This window comes from Halopseudomonas oceani, from assembly GCF_002903165.1.
Classification (GTDB): domain Bacteria; phylum Pseudomonadota; class Gammaproteobacteria; order Pseudomonadales; family Pseudomonadaceae; genus Halopseudomonas; species Halopseudomonas oceani.
Map to the genome: position 1 here is coordinate 276,050 of NZ_PPSK01000002.1, position 17,554 is coordinate 293,603.

A 17,554-nucleotide genomic window follows, 5' to 3' on the forward strand; every position below is an offset into this window, starting at 1 on the left:
TTTGCATTTCTGCCCGGGAGGTTTTATGAGTAACGCCAACACTGTTTCGGATTTGCCGGCTGCCGTCGTGCTCTTGTCCGGCGGTCTGGATTCGGCCACTGTGCTGGCGATGGCTCAGGCGCAGGGGCTGCGCTGCTATACCATGAGCTTCGATTACGGCCAGCGCCACCGCGCCGAACTGCAGGCCGCCGAGCGGGTTGCCCGCGCCGCTGAAGTTATCGAGCACAAGGTCGTTGGTATGAATCTCAACGGGATAGGCGGTTCAGCGCTCACCGATGACAGTATCGCGGTGCCCGAAGGGCCGCAGGATGGCATTCCGGTAACCTACGTGCCGGCGCGCAACACGCTTTTTCTTTCGCTTGCGCTGGGCTGGGCGGAGGTATTGGGCGCCCGGGAGATTTTTATCGGCGTCAACGCAGTGGACTACTCCGGCTATCCCGATTGTCGGCCGGAGTTTGTTGAGGCGTTCGAGCGTCTGGCCAATCTGGCTACCCGCGCAGGCGTTGAGGGTGATGGGTTTCGTATTCGGGCGCCCTTGCAGTACATGAGCAAGGCGGAGATCGTGCAGGCGGGCGTGGCCCTCGGGGTTGATTACAGTCAGACGGTGTCCTGCTATCAGGCAGATGCTGACGGCAGGGCGTGTGGCCGCTGCGACAGTTGTCGTTTGCGTGCCGAGGGTTTCAGCGCGGCAGGGCTGGCTGATCCGACCCGGTACAGGTAATCAATTTTCACCGTGAGTGAAAAAAAGCTTGAGTTCCTCTGATAAATCAGTAATATAGCGCGCGTCCAGCAGGGGGTCGTTAGCTCAGTTGGTAGAGCAGTTGGCTTTTAACCAATTGGTCGTAGGTTCGAATCCTACACGACCCACCACTCTGGATCCCTCCTCTGAAGTGATCCCCTTTTTTTGAAAGTAACTGCCTTGAATCGGTTTGAGGTGTTCGCGCGCCTGCGATTCGGCCGCGCTGGGCAGCTCTGGCAGGCGTGCTACAATGCCGGCCTCCGTTGTTCTCCTGATGGATGCAAACATGTCCCAGATTCCCGAGCGTCTGCTCGTTCAGGCGCACCTGGATGCCAAGGCGCCTGCTCCGCTCAGTGATGCAGAAAAGGCTGACTTCAAGGCCCGCATCGCCGCTGCGCTGAAAGCCCAGAACGCTGTTCTGGTTGCCCACTATTACACCGATCCGTTGCTGCAGGAACTCGCTGAAGAAACCGGTGGTTGTGTTTCTGACTCGCTGGAAATGGCGCGCTTTGGTCGTGATCACCCGGCCACCACGCTGATTGTTGCCGGTGTGCGTTTCATGGGTGAAACAGCCAAGATTCTGAGCCCGGAAAAGCGTGTGCTAATGCCGACTCTGGAGGCGACATGCTCGCTGGACTTGGGATGTCAGATCGATGAGTTTTCCGCTTTCTGTGATCAGCATCCGGACCGCACCGTGGTGGTCTATGCCAATACTTCGGCAGCGGTGAAGGCGCGGGCTGACTGGGTTGTAACGTCCAGTTGTGCGCTGCCGATCGTCGAGCACCTGATGGATAAGGGCGAGAAGATCCTGTGGGCGCCTGATCAGCATCTGGGTAACTACATTCAGCGCGAAACCGGTGCAGATATGCTGCTGTGGCAGGGCTCCTGTATTGTGCACGAGGAGTTCAAGGCCAAGGCGCTGGAAGATCTGCGCAAGGTCTATCCTGACGCCGCCGTGCTGGTGCACCCGGAATCACCGCAGTCGGTTGTCGAGATGGCGGATGTGGTCGGCTCGACCAGCCAGTTGATTCAGGCGACCCGTGATCTGCCCAATCCGACCTTTATCGTTGCCACTGATCGCGGCATCTTCTACAAAATGCAGCAGGCGGCACCGGATCGGCTGTTGATCGAAGCGCCGACCGCAGGAAACGGCGCAACCTGCCGCAGTTGTGCGCACTGCCCCTGGATGGCGATGAACACGTTGCCGCGCGTGCTCGCGAGTCTGGAGCAGGGCACCGATGAGATTCTGGTTGATCCTGAGCTGATTCCAAAGGCCGTGCGGCCGCTGGATCGGATGCTCGACTTTACCCGTCAGGCCAGTCTGGCTGCCAAGGGTAATGCCTGACGCCAAGCCCGCCGCGTTTCGCGGCGGGCTTGGCGTGCTTCAGAGTGATTCGATCAGTTCGCGCTGACGCTGCAGCTCGTTCTGCTGCTCCTTGATGCGCGAGCTGATGACAAAGTTGCCCCCCGCCCGCTGCAGTGCCAGGTCAAGCTGTTGGCCGGCCTGCTGCATGTCCCCGGTCTGTTCGAAGAACTCCGCTCGTGCCAGGTGCACGCCCAGAATGTTGCCGGCAAGACCGCGAATCTCGGCCGCCAGATACCAGACATCAGGATCGTCCTTGCGTTGGCTGGCGAGTCGGTCGATGGCTTTCTCTGCATCGGCATATTGCTGTTGTTTCATCAACAGGTCGGCTTCAGAGAACTCCAGCGGGAAGTTGCCAGGGAAGCGCTGCTGCAGGCGCCGGTTGCGCTCCAGGGCCTGCTCCAGGCGGCCAGCGTTGGTGTCCAGTTCGATCTGGGCAAGGTTGACGGTCAGGTCATCCGGTGTTGCCTCGAGCAGCGGCGCCAGAGTTGTGCGGGCTTCGGCGTGCTCGCCGCCGCGGCTCAGGGCCAGCGCCAGACCATAGCGGGCGGCCGGGTGTTCGTCGCCGCTATCATCCAGCAAGGCACGGAACCGCTTGGCTGAGAGGCCGGGGCTTTGTTCGTACTTCAGTTGTACGCGGGCGCGCATCATCTGGTAGTTCAGTGAGTCTTCCTTGCCGCCGCCCATCTGCTCTGCCCGGTTGCGGGTGTCGGCCATACGCGCCTGGCTGACCGGGTGGGTGAGCAGAAATTCCGGTGGTGTGGTGTCGTAGCGACTGAGTTGGGCCAAGCGCTCGAACATGTCCGGCATGGCTTTCGGGTCGTAGCCGGCCTTCTCCAGATTGAGGATGCCGATGCGGTCGGCCTCCTGTTCGTTCTGGCGGGAAAAACGACGTTGCTCCTGTACCGCTGCTGCCTGGGTCGTCGCAAGGGCGGCGAAGCCGGCGTCTCCACCGCCCGCCGCAGCCAGCACGATGCTGGCCAGCATGGCCGTCATGAACGGCACCTGCATGCGCTGTTGCTGTTCAAGGCCGCGGGCAAAGTGGCGCTGGGACAGGTGAGCCAGTTCGTGGGCCAGTACTGAGGCAAACTCGGCCTCGCTGCGAGCGTGCAGGAACAGGCCGCCGTTAACGCCTACCACGCCGCCGGGTGCGGCGAAGGCGTTCAGCTGTGGGCTGTCGATCAGCACAAAGGCCAGACGGCGGTCAGTCAGTTGGCTGGTTTCCGCCAGGCGACGGGTAAGGTCTTCGACGAAGTCCTTGAGCTGTGGGTCCTCAAGGGTTTGAACCGCGCCGCGCAGCATGTTCAGCCAGGTGCGACCGAGCTGGTACTCTTGTTCGCGGGACATGATCGAGGAGCTGGTATCACCCAGCGACGGCAGGTTGAATTCGTCTCCGGCCGGCACTGCTGTAGCCGGCAGTATCAGGGACCCGGCGAGCGTCACGGCCTGGACAAGCGATCTAACGGACATCCTTTTTTGCATCATTTTTGTTGCGCACCCGTGTCTAGCTGTTGTCGGAGTGAGAGTCGTCAAGGCTATACTGTGGCCCACTCGCTGTGGAGTCCCTGCATGTCTGTTGAAATCACCCATCTACCTGTTGACGTTGAGTTGGACGCCCGTGGACTGTCCTGTCCACTGCCGCTGCTCAAGGCAAAGCAATCATTGAACGGCATGGTAGCAGGCCAGACGTTGCATGTGGTTGCTACCGATGCGGGGTCACAACGGGATTTTCAACGCTTCGCGGAGCTGTCCGGGCATCTGTTGCTGGAGTCCCGGGTATTGGACGGCGATTTTCACTATTGGTTGCGTAAAGCAGATTAGGTTCCGATGCTAAAAGTTTTTCGAAGCTGGATTCAGCGTTACTTTTCCGATGAAGAGGCGGTCGTACTGGCCGTTGTGCTGGCACTGGGGTTTGCGATTGTCATCAGTTTTGGTGACAAGTTGGCGCCACTGCTGACCGGGGTGGTACTTGCCTATCTGCTGCAGGGTCTGGTGTCGCGCCTGCAGCGCTGGTTGCCTCACAGCCTGGCAGTGTGGATCGTGTTTCTGCTGTTTCTCGGTGCGCTGGCGGCGCTGTTTGGTGTGCTGGTGCCACTGGTATGGAAGCAGATGCTGAATCTGTTTAACGAACTGCCGGGCATGATTGCCTCCTGGCGCGATCAACTGCTGCACCTGCCTGAGGAATATCCCTCGTTTGTGTCGGCGGCGCAGATTGATCGCCTGATGGCGTCTATCAACGGTGAGGTCGGGTCCTTCGGGCAGTGGGCGTTGTCGCAGTCGCTCGCGAGCCTGCCGGTGGTGGTGACGGTGCTGGTGTATCTGGTGCTGGTGCCGATTCTGGTCTTTTTCTTCCTGAAGGACAGTCAGACCATTACCGATTGGGCGGTCAGCCATTTGCCGCGCGAGCGTCGCCTGATGCGCGTTGTCTGGACCGAGATGAATCAGCAGATTGCCAATTACATCCGCGGCAAGGCGGTCGAGATCCTGATCGTAGGAGCAGTGACCTACATTTCTTTTTCCGTTCTTGGCGTCAACTACGCTGCCTTGCTGGCGGTGCTGGTGGGGTTGTCGGTGCTGGTGCCCTACATCGGCGCCACGGTCGTGACCATTCCGGTAGCCGTGATCGGTTTGTTCCAGTGGGGGCTTGGCAACGAGTTCATGATGCTGATGATCGTCTATGGCGTTATTCAGGCGCTGGACGGCAACGTGCTGGTGCCGATTCTGTTTTCCGAGGCGGTGAACCTGCATCCGGTGGCGATCATCGCCGCCGTGCTGATCTTCGGCGGCCTGTGGGGGTTCTGGGGGGTGTTCTTTGCGATCCCGCTAGCGACCCTGTTCAAGGCGGTACTCTACGCCTGGCCGCGGGGTATTGAGGCGGCACACGACAGTCAGTCGGCGGGACCTCAAGCCGGGGAGGCCTGAGGTTTCATCCGGCGGTGTTGCTCAGCCGAGGGTGCGGGCTGCAGCCAGTACCTCGGCAACATGGCCTGATACCTTCACCTTGCGCCATTCCTGGCGCAGTACGCCCTGCGCGTCGATCAGGAAGGTGCTGCGCTCGATGCCCTCGTATTCCTTGCCGTACAGCTTTTTCAGCTTGATCACGTCGAACAGGCGGCAGAAGGTCTCGTCCGGATCACTGATCAGCTCGAACGGAAATTCATGCTTGGCCTTGAAGTTGGCGTGGGTGCGCAGGCTGTCTTTGGATACCCCATAGATGACCGTGTTGACTGCAGCGAAGTCGGCATGTGCATCGCGAAAGTCCTGGCCCTCTGTGGTGCAACCGGGGGTGTTGTCCTTCGGGTAGAAGTAGATGACAACATTCTTGCCGGCCAGGCTGGCGGGGGTAATGGTCTGGTCGCCGGTGGCCTGGGCGCTGAAATCGGGTACTGGCTTGTTCAGTTCAACGTGCATGGATACCTCTCCAGATGATCAGTGAAGCGGACGCCATGGTTCTATCACGGCATCGAGGTTGAGTTCGTCGCAGAAATCCAGAAACTGCTCTCGCAACCAGCTCAGTTGCGTTTTTACCGGGATGGCGATGGTCAGCGTCAGGTTGAGCATGGGGGTGCCGGTGTGTTGCGCCAGGTAGGTGAAGCTCTGCAGCTCTTCGATGTCGATGCTCAGTTGCTGAAAGAAGTTGCATAGCTCGCCGACCAGTTCCGGGCGCTGGGCTGCGGTGACGAAAACGTTGTAGGGCAATGCCTGCGGGCGCTCATCAATGCTGTGGCTGCGGCTCATCGACAGCTGGAAGTGCTCGCGTTTGGCCAACGCTGGCAGCAGTGCTTCGAGGCGAGCCAGAGCATCCCAGTTGCCGCTGACCTGAAGCAGCAGAACGGCACAGGAGCCGTGGCGGCTCATGCGGCTGCTAATGATCTGGCAGCGGTGCTCGGTGCACAGGCGAGTCAGCAGGCTGGCAAGCGATGTGGTTTCCTGGCCCATGACATGAACGACCAGATATTGCTCGCGGTGACTCGGGGTGCTGGACATTGGGTTCCTCTGACTGACGGCGGAACGCCCGCTTGGCGGGCGAGAAGCAAGCGCCTATTGTCACAGCCTGTCGAGAGCGGTTCAACTGTCGCTTCCGGCCGCTGCTCATGCCCTGCCTGCAGCGGGTTGCCGGAGAGCCTCAGGCAGTGGATTTAATCCGTGCTTCCCTTGTACTGGCCGCGGCGCGAAAGTACCATTGCCGTTTATTGTTCCAAGTGGAGAGTTGCATGATCTCGGGTAGTCTGGTGGCGCTGGTAACACCCATGGATTCTAGCGGGGGCCTGGATTGGCAGGCACTGGAGCGTCTCATCGACTTCCATTTGGAAAAGGGCACCGATGGCATTGTTGCGGTGGGTACCTCGGGTGAGTCTGCGACGCTCGACATGGCGGAACACAAGGAAGCCATTCGTCGGGTCGTTCAGCAGGTCGCCGGTCGCATTCCGGTTATCGCTGGCACCGGCGCAAACTCGACGCGTGAAGCGGTCGAGCTGACCGAAGCCGCGCGCAGCGTTGGCGCTGATGCTACGTTGCTGGTCACCCCGTATTACAACAAGCCAACCCAGGAAGGCTTGTATCTGCACCACAAGCACATTGCTGAAGCGGTTGCCATTCCCCAGATTCTTTACAACGTGCCGGGCCGCACTGCCTGCGACATGCTGCCGGAGACGGTTGAACGCCTCGCTGCGATCAGCAACATCGTTGGCATCAAGGAGGCCACTGGTGACCTGCAGCGTGCCCGTGAGGTGATCGAGCGGATTGACGGCCGCATGGCAGTTTACTCCGGTGATGATGCGACCGCAGTTGAACTGATTTTGCTGGGTGGCAAAGGCAATATTTCTGTCACCGCCAACGTCGCACCGCAGCAAATGCACGAATTGTGTGCTGCGGCACTGCGCGGCGACGAGCAAACTGCCCGTCGTCTCAATGAAGCCTTGATGCCGTTGCACAAGGCGCTGTTTATCGAGTCCAATCCGATTCCGGTCAAATGGGCGTTGATGGAAATGGGGCTGATCGCCGATGGCATTCGCTTGCCGCTGACACCGCTTAGCCCCCGCTGCCATGACGCTGTGCACGGCGCATTGCGTCAATGCGGGATGCTGTAATCGAACCGGGAAGACCAGTTGACCAAGGAAACGTTTATGAAGCCTGTGCTGAGTGCACTGACTCTGGGGGTATTGGCCAGCCTGAGTGGCTGTGGGTATCTGATGGGCGATAACGGATACTTCCGTGATCGTGGCAGTGACTATCAGCAGGCTCAGGTTGAGCCACGGATGACGGTTCCTGCTGACCTGCAGACCCGTTCGATCGGCGATTTGTTGCCGGTGCCTGGTCAGGCAGTGGCTGCGGCGACTGGCGAGGATGGTTTTGAAACACCGCGCCCACGCCCCATGCTGGCCAGTGCCGACAGTTCGGTATTCTCGCTGCAGCAGCAGGGTAGTCAGCGCTGGTTGCTGGCCCAGTTGCCCGCCAATGAGGTCTGGCCGCTGCTGTCTCGGTTCTGGTCTGACTACCGGGTGCCAATGGCCGAGCAGGACCAGGCCCTCAGTGAATTCGCTACCGACTGGGTTGATTTCAGCAAAGCAGCGGGTAACCCGCTGGTTCGCCGCATGATGCCGCTGCTGGAACAGGGTCGCCGGATCGATGATGAAGAGCAGCGCTTCCGCGTGCGGCTTGAGCCGGGTGTTAACGCCGGCACCAGTGAAATCAAGGTTGTCCATCAGAACCGTGATATTGGTGATGACGACAGTCAGTGGCCGTCGCGCTCTGATAGCGCCAACTTCGAGCGCGGCCTGCTGGCCGAGCTGGAAACCTATCTGAACCAGAGTGTCAGCGCGGGCGGCAGTGCTCTGGTTTCCAGCATCATCAACAGCGGCCCGGTTGAGACCAGCCTGGAGCTGGATGGCGCTGGCAACAGCGTGCTGTTCATGAACGCCGACTTCAACCGCGCATGGTCCGATGTGGGTGATGCGCTGGCGCGGGCCGATGTGCTGGTCACCGACTACAACCGCAGCTCCGGTGTCTATTACGTCGATCTGGACCAGACCCGTTCCGAGAAGAAAGAGCCGGGCTTTTTCGCACGCTGGTTTGGTGGTGATGACGATGACAAGACTCAGACGCCCGACGAGAACCAGCTGCAGGTACGCCTCACCTCTGGCGCCAACCGCGTTGAAGTCAGTGTCGATGCCGGCTTTGAAAAGGCTGCAGATCCGGCACGTGCACGCGAATTGCTTGAGCGTATTCAGCGCGGCTTGAACGAGGGGCCCAACGGCGGTGCGGTATTGCTCCCTCGGTAGTGGTAGCCGCGGCAACGGCACCCTGATCGAGCAGGGTGCCACGCGGGTTCTGGTCGACTGCGGCTTCAGTTTGCGTTCCACCGAACAGCGTCTGGCTGAAGCCGGTCTGCGTGGCGACCAACTGAGCGCCATTCTGGTTACCCATGAGCACAGTGATCATATCCAGGGTGTTGGCAAGCTGGCGCGGCGCTATGGCCTGCCGGTGTATCTGACCCCGGGTACCGGGTTTGAGCTGCGTGAAGATGGCCTGGATCTGCGCTGGATTGATCTGCATGGACGCTTCGAGGTTGGTGATCTGGAGATTACTCCGGTAGCTGTACCCCACGATGCAAGAGAGCCCTGTCAGTATATTTTCGACAACGGCCAGCGACGGTTCGGCGTGCTGACCGACACCGGCACTATTACCCCCTGGATTGTTGAGCACTATGCAGATCTGGATGCGCTTTTCCTCGAAGCCAACTATGATCCGCACATGCTGTCGATCGGGCCCTATCCGGCCTTCCTGAAAGCGCGGGTCGGCGGTGATCTGGGCCACTTGAGCAACCAGCAGGCAGCCGGTTTTCTGCAGATTGCCGGAGGCCGGGAGCGACTGCAGCATATTGCCGTGGCGCATATCAGCGAAAAGAACAACCGGCCGGAGCTCGCTCTGGCCGCCATGCAGGATGCCCTGACTGGCTGGTCCGGCAACCTGCTCATGGCACATCAGAATCAAGGTCTGCCCTGGCAGTCCATCGAGTAATACCCATCACCATTTTGCGGACAGCGGGAGCCGATAATGGAAAAACGTAACGAACTCTATCGCGGTAAAGCCAAGTCGGTGTACACCACTGATGACCCGGATCGCCTGGTCCTGCTGTTCCGCAACGACACCTCCGCCTTTGATGGGAAGAAGATCGAACAGCTCGATCGCAAGGGCATGGTCAACAACCGCTTCAACGCCTTCATCATGCAGAAGCTGGAAGAAGCGGGCATCCCGACCCAGTTTGACGCACTGCTGTCTGACAACGAGTGCCTGGTCAAGAAGCTCGATATGATTCCGGTCGAGTGCGTCGTGCGCAACTTCGCCGCAGGCAGCCTGGTCAAGCGTTTGGGTGTGGAAGAGGGCATGGCGCTGACCCCGCCGACCTTCGAGCTGTTCCTGAAAGACGACGCCAAGGGCGACCCCTTCATCAATCAGTCGCACGTTGTCACCTTCGGTTGGGCGACCGCCGAACAGCTGGCGCGCATGCAGGAACTGACCTTGAAGATCAACGACATCCTCAAGGGCCTGTTCGACGCTGCCGGCCTGCTGCTGGTCGACTTCAAACTGGAGTTTGGTCTGTTCAACGGCGAAATCGTACTGGGTGATGAATTCAGTCCGGACGGCTGCCGCCTGTGGGACAAGGAAACCCGTAAAAAGATGGACAAGGACCGTTTCCGTCAGGGCCTGGGCGGTGTGATCGAAGCCTACGAGGAAGTAGCCCAACGCCTCGGCGTGCCGCTATCCTGAGCATCTTCGGCTACCGCATTCCGAGCAAAACCTGCTAAGATGCGCGCCGACTTGGAGAGTTGCCAGAGTGGTCGAATGGGACGGATTCGAAATCCGTTGTACGGGCAACCGTACCCAGGGTTCGAATCCCTGACTCTCCGCCAATAAACAAAACGCCCAGCCTAGCTGGGCGTTTTTGTTTATCCGGCGAGCTCTCGGTGAGAACCCTCGTTCGACCGAGCCTGCAACGCAGGCGAGGAACGCCGGAGCGCAGCGCCGAATAATCCCTGACGAAGTCTCAGAAGGCACAGTCCCCCGACTAGCTGGGCGTTTTTGTTTATCCGGCGAGCTCTCGGTGAGAACCCTCGTTCGACCGAGCCTGCAAGCTATACCTGCCATCTCAAGGCGGGGCGGCGTCAGCTTTGCAGCTCGCTTGTCATGACGGTGACAACGCTGGGGCGCTCGGGCAGGCTGCGCGGGAATGCCGAGAGTGGCACCGGCGCGGATATCAGATAGCCTTGTACCTCGTTGCAGCCGGTGGCGCAGATAGCATTGAGCTGCTCGGCGGTTTCAACGCCTTCGCAGACCGTGCGCTTGCCGAGGGTAATGGCCAGCTCAGTAATCATCCGCACGATGGCCTGGGCATCCTGTCGGGTCAGCAATTCGGTAATGAATGAGCGGTCGATCTTCAGGGTGTCGAACGGAAAGCTGCGCAAGTACGACAAAGACGAGTAGCCAGTACCGAAATCGTCCAGTGCCAGTCTTACGCCGGTCTCACGGATGGCGTGGAGCGTGGCCAGCGCCTGATCCGGGTCATCGAGAATCACCGACTCGGTGAGCTCCAGTTCAAGCCGCTGCGGGGCGAGCTGGTAGCGTTGCAGCAGGGTCTTGAGGCCCTCAAGAAAATGCCCGAACTGTACCTGCATCGCCGAGACATTGACTGAAATGGTCAGCCCTTGCAGCTCATTGACTGCAGCCCGGCAAGCCTCCTCAAGTACCCACTGGCCCAGACCGTCAATCAGACCGCACTGTTCGGCAATGGGAATGAACTCGTCCGGTCCGACTCTGCCCAGCTCGGGATGGCTCCAGCGAATCAGTGCCTCGGCGCCGACAATTTCCCAATTCGCGAGATCAACCTTTGGTTGCCAGTGAACCTGAATCTGTCCCCGCTCAATGGCGTGTCGCAAACCCTCTTCAATGGCCAGTCTGCGCCGGCTGCGCTCGCCCATTTCTTCGGAGTAGAGCGACCAGCAGCCCCTGCCCGCAGACTTTGCTGTGTAGAGAGCCATATCCGATTGCACCATCAGATCATCCAGATGAGGACCGCCCGGCGGACGCACGCTGATACCGATACTGGCGCCAACGCGAAACTCTCGCTCACCGACGGTGATAGGGTTACTGAGGTTGCTGATCAGCTTCTGGGCCAGGGCGGTGATCTCTGTGCTGCTCTCAAACTGCCAGACCACCAGGGCGAATTCATCGCCGCCGAGGCGGGCGACCAGCATGTTTTCGCCGGCGCAACCGAGTAGGCGGCGGGCGATGACCTGGAGCAGGGCGTCGCCGGTACTGTGGCCGTGGTTGTCGTTGATGCTCTTGAAACGGTCCAGGTCGACCGACAGCAGGGCCAGTGACTGATCGCGCTTGACCAGTGCACTGATGGTGTCGCGCAGCTTGAAGCGGTTGGCCAGGCCGGTCAGCGAGTCGGTGTGGGCCAGGGTTTGCAGCATGCGTTCGTTGTTGACCTTGTCGGTCACGTCGCTGACGATGCCACGCCGTCCGACAAAGCGACCTTGATCATCCAGAAGAATTTTGCCCGTCAAGGCCAGGTGGCGCACTCCGCGGCGACCTTGCAAGCTGAGCGGCAGTGCACGGAAGTTCTGGCGACATTCAATCAGTTCGGTGCCTTGCTTCTTCAACTCAGCGCAGCGATCACTCAGCAGCTCCACGAAGCGTTTTTCCCGGTGCTCATTGGGCGCCAGTTCAAGCAGTTCGGTCAGCCGCGGCGAAACGTGGTTGAGCATGCCATCGGCGTCTGTTTCCCACAGCGCATCACCGGCGTCGAGTTCAAAGTCCTGCAGCAGCACAGACAGCATTTCTCCCTGTCTTGCTGCCTGTCGCTGGGCGTTGATCAGGTCTGTCGACTTGCGCCACGACAGCAGGGAACCGATGACCACCATCGGCGAGTAGAGAAACAGCAGCAGTGCAAGCGCGATGTAGTGAGGCTTGCCGGTCAGCAGCAAGGCGATCAGCGAGCCAACGGTGTACAGGCCAACATAGATGACACTCGCCCTTGGCAATGGGCTAAGCACGAAACCACCAGCGCCAATCATGCCGGTGACCAGCGTGGATATGCTCATTTGCTGCAGACTGCCGCCGCTCGGAAACCAGAGGATAATCATCACCGCCCAGATTCCCGACAGGCCGGCAGCGTGCAGGGTAGAGCGTTTGATTCGGCGTACGCTTGAGGTCAGCAGCCCGCTTTGAGGCATGCGCTTCCAGCTCAGGGTAGCGAGTATGCAGAGCATGGTCAGCAGGCTGAACCAGACCCACAAGCCGCTCGGTATCTCGGGTGAAAAACTCAGCAGGATGCAGGCACCCGCGCCAAAATTGGCAAACATCATGGCCGGCGTGACACGAATGACCGACGTCAGGTGGGCGCCGCGCAGCAACGCCACTTCCCGTTCGTCGCTGCTGTACATCAGCGCAATGTCGTTGCGTAGTGAATCGAAGGTCTGGATATAGGGCTTCAAACTGTACCTGCCGATTGACTGAACGGTATCTGCTTAAACACTAGCAGAATGCGTTCAGTCGCGGCTCGGCGCAAGAGGCGAGCGACCGTGACGGCGGTTACTCCCAGCCGAACGGGCAGGCGGTGCAATCGGTCATGTTGACGTTCAGGAAGGTTCCGTAGTGCAGCCGAGCGCCCTCCAGGTTGGCATCGGCAAGGTTGGCGTGATTGAGCTTTGACTCCTGCAGGTTGGCATCGCGCAAGTCGGCCCCGGCCATGTCAGCCTTGGGTAGCCAGGCCATTTCCAGGTTGGCCGCACGCAGAAGGGTGTTGTGCATGGTCGCGCCGCTGAAGCGGGCGAAGTCCAGGCTGGCGCCGGTAAAGTCGGCGTCGTTGAAGCTGGCGCCCTGGGCCGTCAGATTCCAGCCGTTGATGGCAATAAATCGTGCCCCGTCGGCCTGGGCGCCGCGCATGGCGGTCTGTTGCAGGCTGGCGCGGGTAAAGTTGGCATTTTCCAGGCGGGCGTTGTCCAGTTTTGCCTGATCCAGGATGCTATGACGCAGATCCGCGCCACGCAGGTCGGCGCCGGTCAGATCGGCCCTGCGCAGATCCATATGACGCAGGTCGGCGCCGCGCAAATCGACCCCCGGACAGCGGGTGCCGGGAACCAAGGCGCAGCCGTTGAGGGTCTGAATATCTTCTTCGGCGATGTCTGCACTTTGCGCCAGCAGCGCGGGGCTGCTCAGTGCCAGCAGGCTGGCAGACAGGTAGATCAGCTGTTTCATGTTCAGCTCCAGAGCCCTGCCCGCTGAGCGGGCAGGGCATGACAGGGTTACTCGTTGGCCCAGCTGGGCAACTTGAAGACCCAGAATGAACCACCCTGAGCGACCGGTTTGGTCAGCTCGGCCATATCGCCGCCCCAGAGCGGGACCGCGCCGCCGTAGCCGGTGGTGACGCCGATGTACTGCTCGCCGTCCTGTTCCCAGGTGATCGGCGGGGAGATGATCCCGGTGCCGGTCTGGAACTGCCACAGCTGTTCCCCGGTCTCGGCATTGAAGGCCTTGAAGAAGCCGTCGCCGGTGCCGGTGAATATCAGGTTACCGCCGGTGGCCAGCACGCCTGCCCACAGCGGCAGTGACTCCTGGTGTTCCCAGACGACGTTGCCGGTTTGCGGATCCATGGCGCGCAGTGTGCCGACGTGGTCGTCGAACATGCGCTTGATGCGGAAGCCCATCCCCAGATATGCCGAGCCCTTGTTGTAGCTGACCTCCTCGGTCCAGTACTCCTCCTTCCAATGGTTGGCCGGTATATAGAACAGGCCGGTATCGCGGCTGTAGGCCATCGGGTTCCAGTTCTTGCCACCAAGGAACGGCGGCGACACTTCAATCGCCTCACTGCGCTCCTGACCTTCCTCCAGACGCGGAGGACGCTGGCCCTCGTTCTCGATCGGACGGCCGGTTTCCAGGTCGATGCCGCTGGCCCAGGTGATGTTGTCGACGAACGGGAAGGCGTTCATCAGCTTGCCGTCGTTCCGGTTGACCACATAGAAGAAGCCGTTGCGGTCGGCGTGGGCGGTAGCGGGTACCTTTTCTCCATCGTTTTCGTAATCGAACAGCACCAGTTCGTTGTTGCCGGAGAAGTCCCAGGTGTCATTCGGGGTGTGTTGATAGAACCACTTGACCTCGCCAGTGGTGGCGTCGACACCGACCTGACCGGAGGTATAGAGGCTGTCATAGTCGCCGGGCTCGCCGTCTTCCGCTGTCCGCGCCCAGCCATTCCAGGGAGCCGGGTTGCCGGCACCGATGATGATGGTGTTGGTTGCCGCATCGAAGCTCGCGCTTTGCCAAGGCGCACCGCCACCATGGCTCCAGGCCTCGACCTTGCCGGTCGGCGAGTTCGGGTCATCCGGCCAGGAGGGCGCCTCGATGTCGCCGGTCGGGGTGCTGTCCTGGCCGTTCAGACGACCCATGTGGCCTTCCACAAAGGGGCGCATCCAGACTTCTTCACCGGTTTCCGGGTCGCGGGCGAACAGCTGGCCGACTACACCGAATTCGTCGCCGGAGGAACCGTGGATGAGCAACGTACGCCCGGTGGTCTGGTCCTGCACGATGGTCGGCGCGCCGGTCATGGTGTAGCCCGCTTTGTGGTCGGCGAACTTCTTGCGCCAGACAACCTTGCCGGTGTCCTTGTTGAGCGCAACGATGCCGGCATCCAGGGTGCCGAAGAACACCTTGTCGCCGTAGATCGCTGCGCCGCGGTTGACGACGTCGCAGCAGGGGCGGATGTCGTCGGGCAGGCGATGCGAGTAGCTCCACAGTCGCCGCCCGGTTTTGGCGTCGAGGGCAAACATCCGCGAGTAGGAGCCGGTTACGTAGATCACGCCGTCATGGACGATGGCCTGGGATTCCTGGCCGCGCTGCTTTTCATCGCCGAAGGAGAAGGACCAAGCCGGCGTCAGCTTGAACACGTTTTCGTCATTCACCAGGTTCAGCGGGCTGTAGCGCTGGGCGTTGGTGCCCAGGCCGTACATCAGCACGTTGTTGGTGGTCATGTGGTCGTTGGCGATGTCCTCCCAGGTGACTGGGGTAGCGGCTACGGGACCGGCTGCGAGGCCGAGGCCGGCCGCGATCACGAGGCTCTTGATCGCCTGGCTGACGGGCTTCAGCGCGGGAAGTCTTGTTGTTTTCATGGCAGTTTTCCTGTTGATCGTTGGCATGTTCAGCGGAGGCTGATCCACGACTCATGGTGGGCGTGGTGCCAATAGACGGGATACGGAAAACAGCCCGGATACGGCGGGAAAAATGCCCGTACCGGTGGCGCTTGGTACAGGGTGGAAGGGAGGAATACTTAGGGTGCAGATAACCTGATCCAAGGATCGGGCGGATTTCTCCGGGAAAGCAGAAAAGGCTCTGGAATAGGGGCACGGCCCGGCAGGGGAGGGTTTTCTACTACCAACGAACTAGCTCGCGGCCACCAAAGCAGCATTGGGCCCGTTGTGGCGGCTTCCTACCATGGCCATCGACAGCAATGCACTTGCGTAATCGATTCGGCCACGAGGTGAGCAGTATGAACCATTACAAGAACACACTGAAAATGACTGCACTTGGCCTGGCGCTGGTCGCCGGTCAGGCGCTGGCCCACGGCAACGTCACGCCCCAGGCAGTAGATACCAAGGGATTGGAAGAACTCGGTGAGGAATGGCGTGAAACCAACCCCTACCGTGAAGGGCATCCGCAGCACGAGCTGGCGATCAAGGTCGGTGCATCGGCCTACAACCAGAACTGCGCCGCCTGTCACGGTCTGGAAGGCATCTCTGGCGGCATTACACCGGATCTGCGTTACCTGGAAGTCGGTGACTACGGCGATGAGTGGTTCAAGGAGCGGGTCATCAATGGCTCGGTCCGCGATGGTCGCGTCTATATGCCGAAGATGGCCGACTTCCTGAGTCAGGAAGCACTCTGGTCCATTCGTACCTGGCTGGAAAGTGTGGCAGTGGAGCAATAACGTCATGATCCGCGCCTGGCTGTTTTGTCTCTGCCTGCTGCTGGGACTGCCAGCGCAGGCCTACAACATCACCCACATCCGTGATTATGACGAAATCGTCGCCTCCGGTGAGCTGCGGGTAGCCCTGTACCAGGACTTTCCGCCCTACAGCTTCATGCAGGGCGATGAGCCCGCGGGGGTTGATGTGGCGCTGGCCAAAGCGCTAGCTGAAGGACTCGGCGTGCGTCTCAGCATCCAGTGGATGCTGGCGGATGAAACCATTGACGGTGACCTGCGCAACCACCTTTGGAAAGGGCATTACCTGCGCCCGGGCGAAGTCGCCGACGTCATGTTGCGGGTGCCCTACGATCAGGACTTCAGCAACCGCCGCGATGAGCTGGGGCTGCCGAAGAACGAGCTGGTGCACATGTTCGGGCCCTACCAGCGCGAACGCTGGCAGGCGGCCTATGATCCGAACAAGATCGACGCCGTGCCCAGCATCGCGATCTTTCAGTACTACCCGGTCGGGGTAGAGGAAGACTCGGTGCCGTCGTTCTATCTGGGCTCGGTGCTGAATGGTCGGCTCGCTGGCATGACGCACCACTACCGCACACTCAGCGTAGCCTTCGACGCCTTGCTCAAGGGCGAGGTCAACGCGGTGATGGGCACCCAGGCGGAAATCGACTGGCTGCTGGCTCAACACCCGGCAGCGGGCATGCAACTGACCGAAAACGCCTACCCGAACATCGGCAAGCAGGTGTGGGAGTTGGGGATGGCGGTGCACGACTCCAACCGTCAGTTGGCCTATGCGCTGGGCGATGAAGTGGAAAGCATGATTCTCGATGGCCGGATGGCGGCTATCTATGCGGCGCAGGGGCTGCGGTATTTGCCGCCTGATCGCTACGCGCAGTAATCGACTGATCTCCTTTGCCGGCTTCTGCGCCGGCTTTTTTTTTGCGCGAAGGTTGCACTTTTGTTTGGCCATTGCTCGTTATCGTGCAGATAGAGACTTCGCTTTTCGCCTTCGTCGGCGAGCCAAGGGGGGCCGCTTGCCCGGCCCCCCTTGGCGATCCCCCTGGGCACCCGGCTACGCGGCCCTTCGGGTTCGCTGCGTTGCTCGGGCTGACGGGGAGTCATAAAACTCGGCTCTTCGAGCCTCAAACATCCTATGACTCTTTTTCCCGTCAGCCCTGCGCTACTCGCCCGCGTAAACGGGGATTGGGGTCGTGCGCGCTTCACGTTTGGTTCCACTGTTTCGATGGTTCCCACGCTCTGCGTGGGAACCGGACTACTCGGACGCTCTGCGGCCGGCGGTTCTCTCTTTGCTGGACGCGGAGCGTCCGTCCCTGTCGCCCGCGCAAAGCACGCGGCCTCACCACGGACTTGCAAGCTGATAATGGTTTTTCACTTTAAATGTTACGTTATAACAATTATAGTCTGCCCCCGCGGTGTGCCAGCCACGCCGTTGCCAATACCAAATCGAAAGGGAGCA

16 protein-coding genes and 2 tRNA genes are annotated in these 17,554 nt (G+C 60.3%); 12 read left to right on the forward strand and 6 right to left on the reverse strand.

The annotated features are described in order from the left end of the window. The first annotated feature begins 25 nt into the window (after positions 1 to 25). The 3 genes from queC to nadA all read left to right on the forward strand — a co-directional run bounded on the left by queC (position 26) and on the right by nadA (position 2,084). On the forward strand, positions 26 to 721 hold the full coding sequence (gene queC / locus C1949_RS03510; protein ID WP_104737093.1) for a 7-cyano-7-deazaguanine synthase QueC: 696 nt from the start codon (positions 26 to 28) through the stop codon (positions 719 to 721). A gap of 73 nt (positions 722 to 794) precedes the next feature. Further along, positions 795 to 870 (forward strand) — tRNA-Lys (locus tag C1949_RS03515). A gap of 155 nt (positions 871 to 1,025) precedes the next feature. Continuing rightward, positions 1,026 to 2,084, forward strand: a complete 1,059-nt coding sequence (gene nadA / locus C1949_RS03520) for a quinolinate synthase NadA (protein WP_104737203.1) — start codon at positions 1,026 to 1,028, stop codon at positions 2,082 to 2,084. A gap of 39 nt (positions 2,085 to 2,123) precedes the next feature. On the opposite strand, the gene C1949_RS03525 is transcribed toward nadA, so the two are convergent. Then, positions 2,124 to 3,572: a M48 family metalloprotease gene (locus tag C1949_RS03525; protein WP_104737094.1), complete on the reverse strand. Its 1,449-nt coding sequence runs from the start codon at positions 3,570 to 3,572 to the stop codon at positions 2,124 to 2,126. Positions 3,573 to 3,671: 99 nt separating this feature from the next. Here C1949_RS03525 and C1949_RS03530 point away from each other — a divergent pair, with 99 nt between their 5' ends. Further along, positions 3,672 to 3,923: a sulfurtransferase TusA family protein gene (locus C1949_RS03530; RefSeq protein ID WP_104737095.1), complete on the forward strand. Its 252-nt coding sequence runs from the start codon at positions 3,672 to 3,674 to the stop codon at positions 3,921 to 3,923. A 6-nt stretch (positions 3,924 to 3,929) separates the two neighbouring features. Next, positions 3,930 to 5,024, forward strand: coding sequence for an AI-2E family transporter (locus C1949_RS03535; RefSeq protein WP_104737096.1), 1,095 nt, complete (start codon positions 3,930 to 3,932; stop codon positions 5,022 to 5,024). Positions 5,025 to 5,045: 21 nt separating this feature from the next. Here the strand turns inward: C1949_RS03535 and C1949_RS03540 are convergent, their stop codons facing one another. After that, positions 5,046 to 5,513, reverse strand: coding sequence for a peroxiredoxin (locus C1949_RS03540; protein WP_104737097.1), 468 nt, complete (start codon positions 5,511 to 5,513; stop codon positions 5,046 to 5,048). A gap of 18 nt (positions 5,514 to 5,531) precedes the next feature. Beyond that, entirely contained in the window at positions 5,532 to 6,089 is a 558-nt protein-coding gene (locus C1949_RS03545; protein ID WP_104737098.1) for a glycine cleavage system transcriptional repressor, read from the reverse strand. Positions 6,090 to 6,316: 227 nt separating this feature from the next. Here C1949_RS03545 and dapA point away from each other — a divergent pair, with 227 nt between their 5' ends. The 5 genes from dapA to C1949_RS03570 all read left to right on the forward strand — a co-directional run bounded on the left by dapA (position 6,317) and on the right by C1949_RS03570 (position 10,015). Beyond that, on the forward strand, positions 6,317 to 7,192 hold the full coding sequence (gene dapA / locus C1949_RS03550; protein WP_104737099.1) for a 4-hydroxy-tetrahydrodipicolinate synthase: 876 nt from the start codon (positions 6,317 to 6,319) through the stop codon (positions 7,190 to 7,192). A gap of 36 nt (positions 7,193 to 7,228) precedes the next feature. After that, positions 7,229 to 8,383, forward strand: a complete 1,155-nt coding sequence (bamC, locus tag C1949_RS03555; RefSeq protein WP_104737100.1) for an outer membrane protein assembly factor BamC — start codon at positions 7,229 to 7,231, stop codon at positions 8,381 to 8,383. Beyond that, complete coding sequence (locus C1949_RS03560) at positions 8,361 to 9,122, forward strand: MBL fold metallo-hydrolase (protein ID WP_104737101.1); 762 nt, start codon at positions 8,361 to 8,363, stop codon at positions 9,120 to 9,122. Before bamC ends, C1949_RS03560 begins: the two co-directional genes overlap by 23 nt. A 36-nt stretch (positions 9,123 to 9,158) precedes the next feature. Next, positions 9,159 to 9,872 carry a phosphoribosylaminoimidazolesuccinocarboxamide synthase gene (purC, locus tag C1949_RS03565; RefSeq protein WP_104737102.1) on the forward strand — a complete coding sequence of 238 codons (714 nt, stop codon included), beginning with the start codon at positions 9,159 to 9,161 and terminating at the stop codon, positions 9,870 to 9,872. 53 nt (positions 9,873 to 9,925) lie between these two features. Beyond that, a tRNA-Ser gene (locus C1949_RS03570) sits at positions 9,926 to 10,015 on the forward strand. Between the two features lie 252 nt (positions 10,016 to 10,267). Here C1949_RS03570 and C1949_RS03575 read toward each other — a convergent pair. The 3 genes from C1949_RS03575 to C1949_RS03585 form a co-directional block, all read right to left on the reverse strand. Continuing rightward, positions 10,268 to 12,601 (reverse strand): putative bifunctional diguanylate cyclase/phosphodiesterase, encoded by a 2,334-nt coding sequence (locus C1949_RS03575; RefSeq protein ID WP_104737103.1) that lies wholly within the window; start codon positions 12,599 to 12,601, stop codon positions 10,268 to 10,270. A 97-nt stretch (positions 12,602 to 12,698) separates the two neighbouring features. After that, complete coding sequence (locus C1949_RS03580) at positions 12,699 to 13,364, reverse strand: pentapeptide repeat-containing protein (RefSeq protein ID WP_104737104.1); 666 nt, start codon at positions 13,362 to 13,364, stop codon at positions 12,699 to 12,701. Between the two features lie 47 nt (positions 13,365 to 13,411). Continuing rightward, on the reverse strand, positions 13,412 to 15,268 hold the full coding sequence (locus C1949_RS03585; RefSeq protein ID WP_104737105.1) for a PQQ-dependent methanol/ethanol family dehydrogenase: 1,857 nt from the start codon (positions 15,266 to 15,268) through the stop codon (positions 13,412 to 13,414). 377 nt (positions 15,269 to 15,645) lie between these two features. Between C1949_RS03585 and pedF the strand changes: the two genes are divergently transcribed. Together pedF and C1949_RS03595 are read left to right on the forward strand one after the other, a co-directional pair. Beyond that, positions 15,646 to 16,083, forward strand: a complete 438-nt coding sequence (pedF, locus tag C1949_RS03590) for a cytochrome c-550 PedF (RefSeq protein ID WP_104737106.1) — start codon at positions 15,646 to 15,648, stop codon at positions 16,081 to 16,083. Positions 16,084 to 16,087: 4 nt separating this feature from the next. Beyond that, entirely contained in the window at positions 16,088 to 16,975 is an 888-nt protein-coding gene (locus tag C1949_RS03595) for a substrate-binding periplasmic protein (RefSeq protein WP_104737107.1), read from the forward strand. Positions 16,976 to 17,554: the final 579 nt, after the last annotated feature.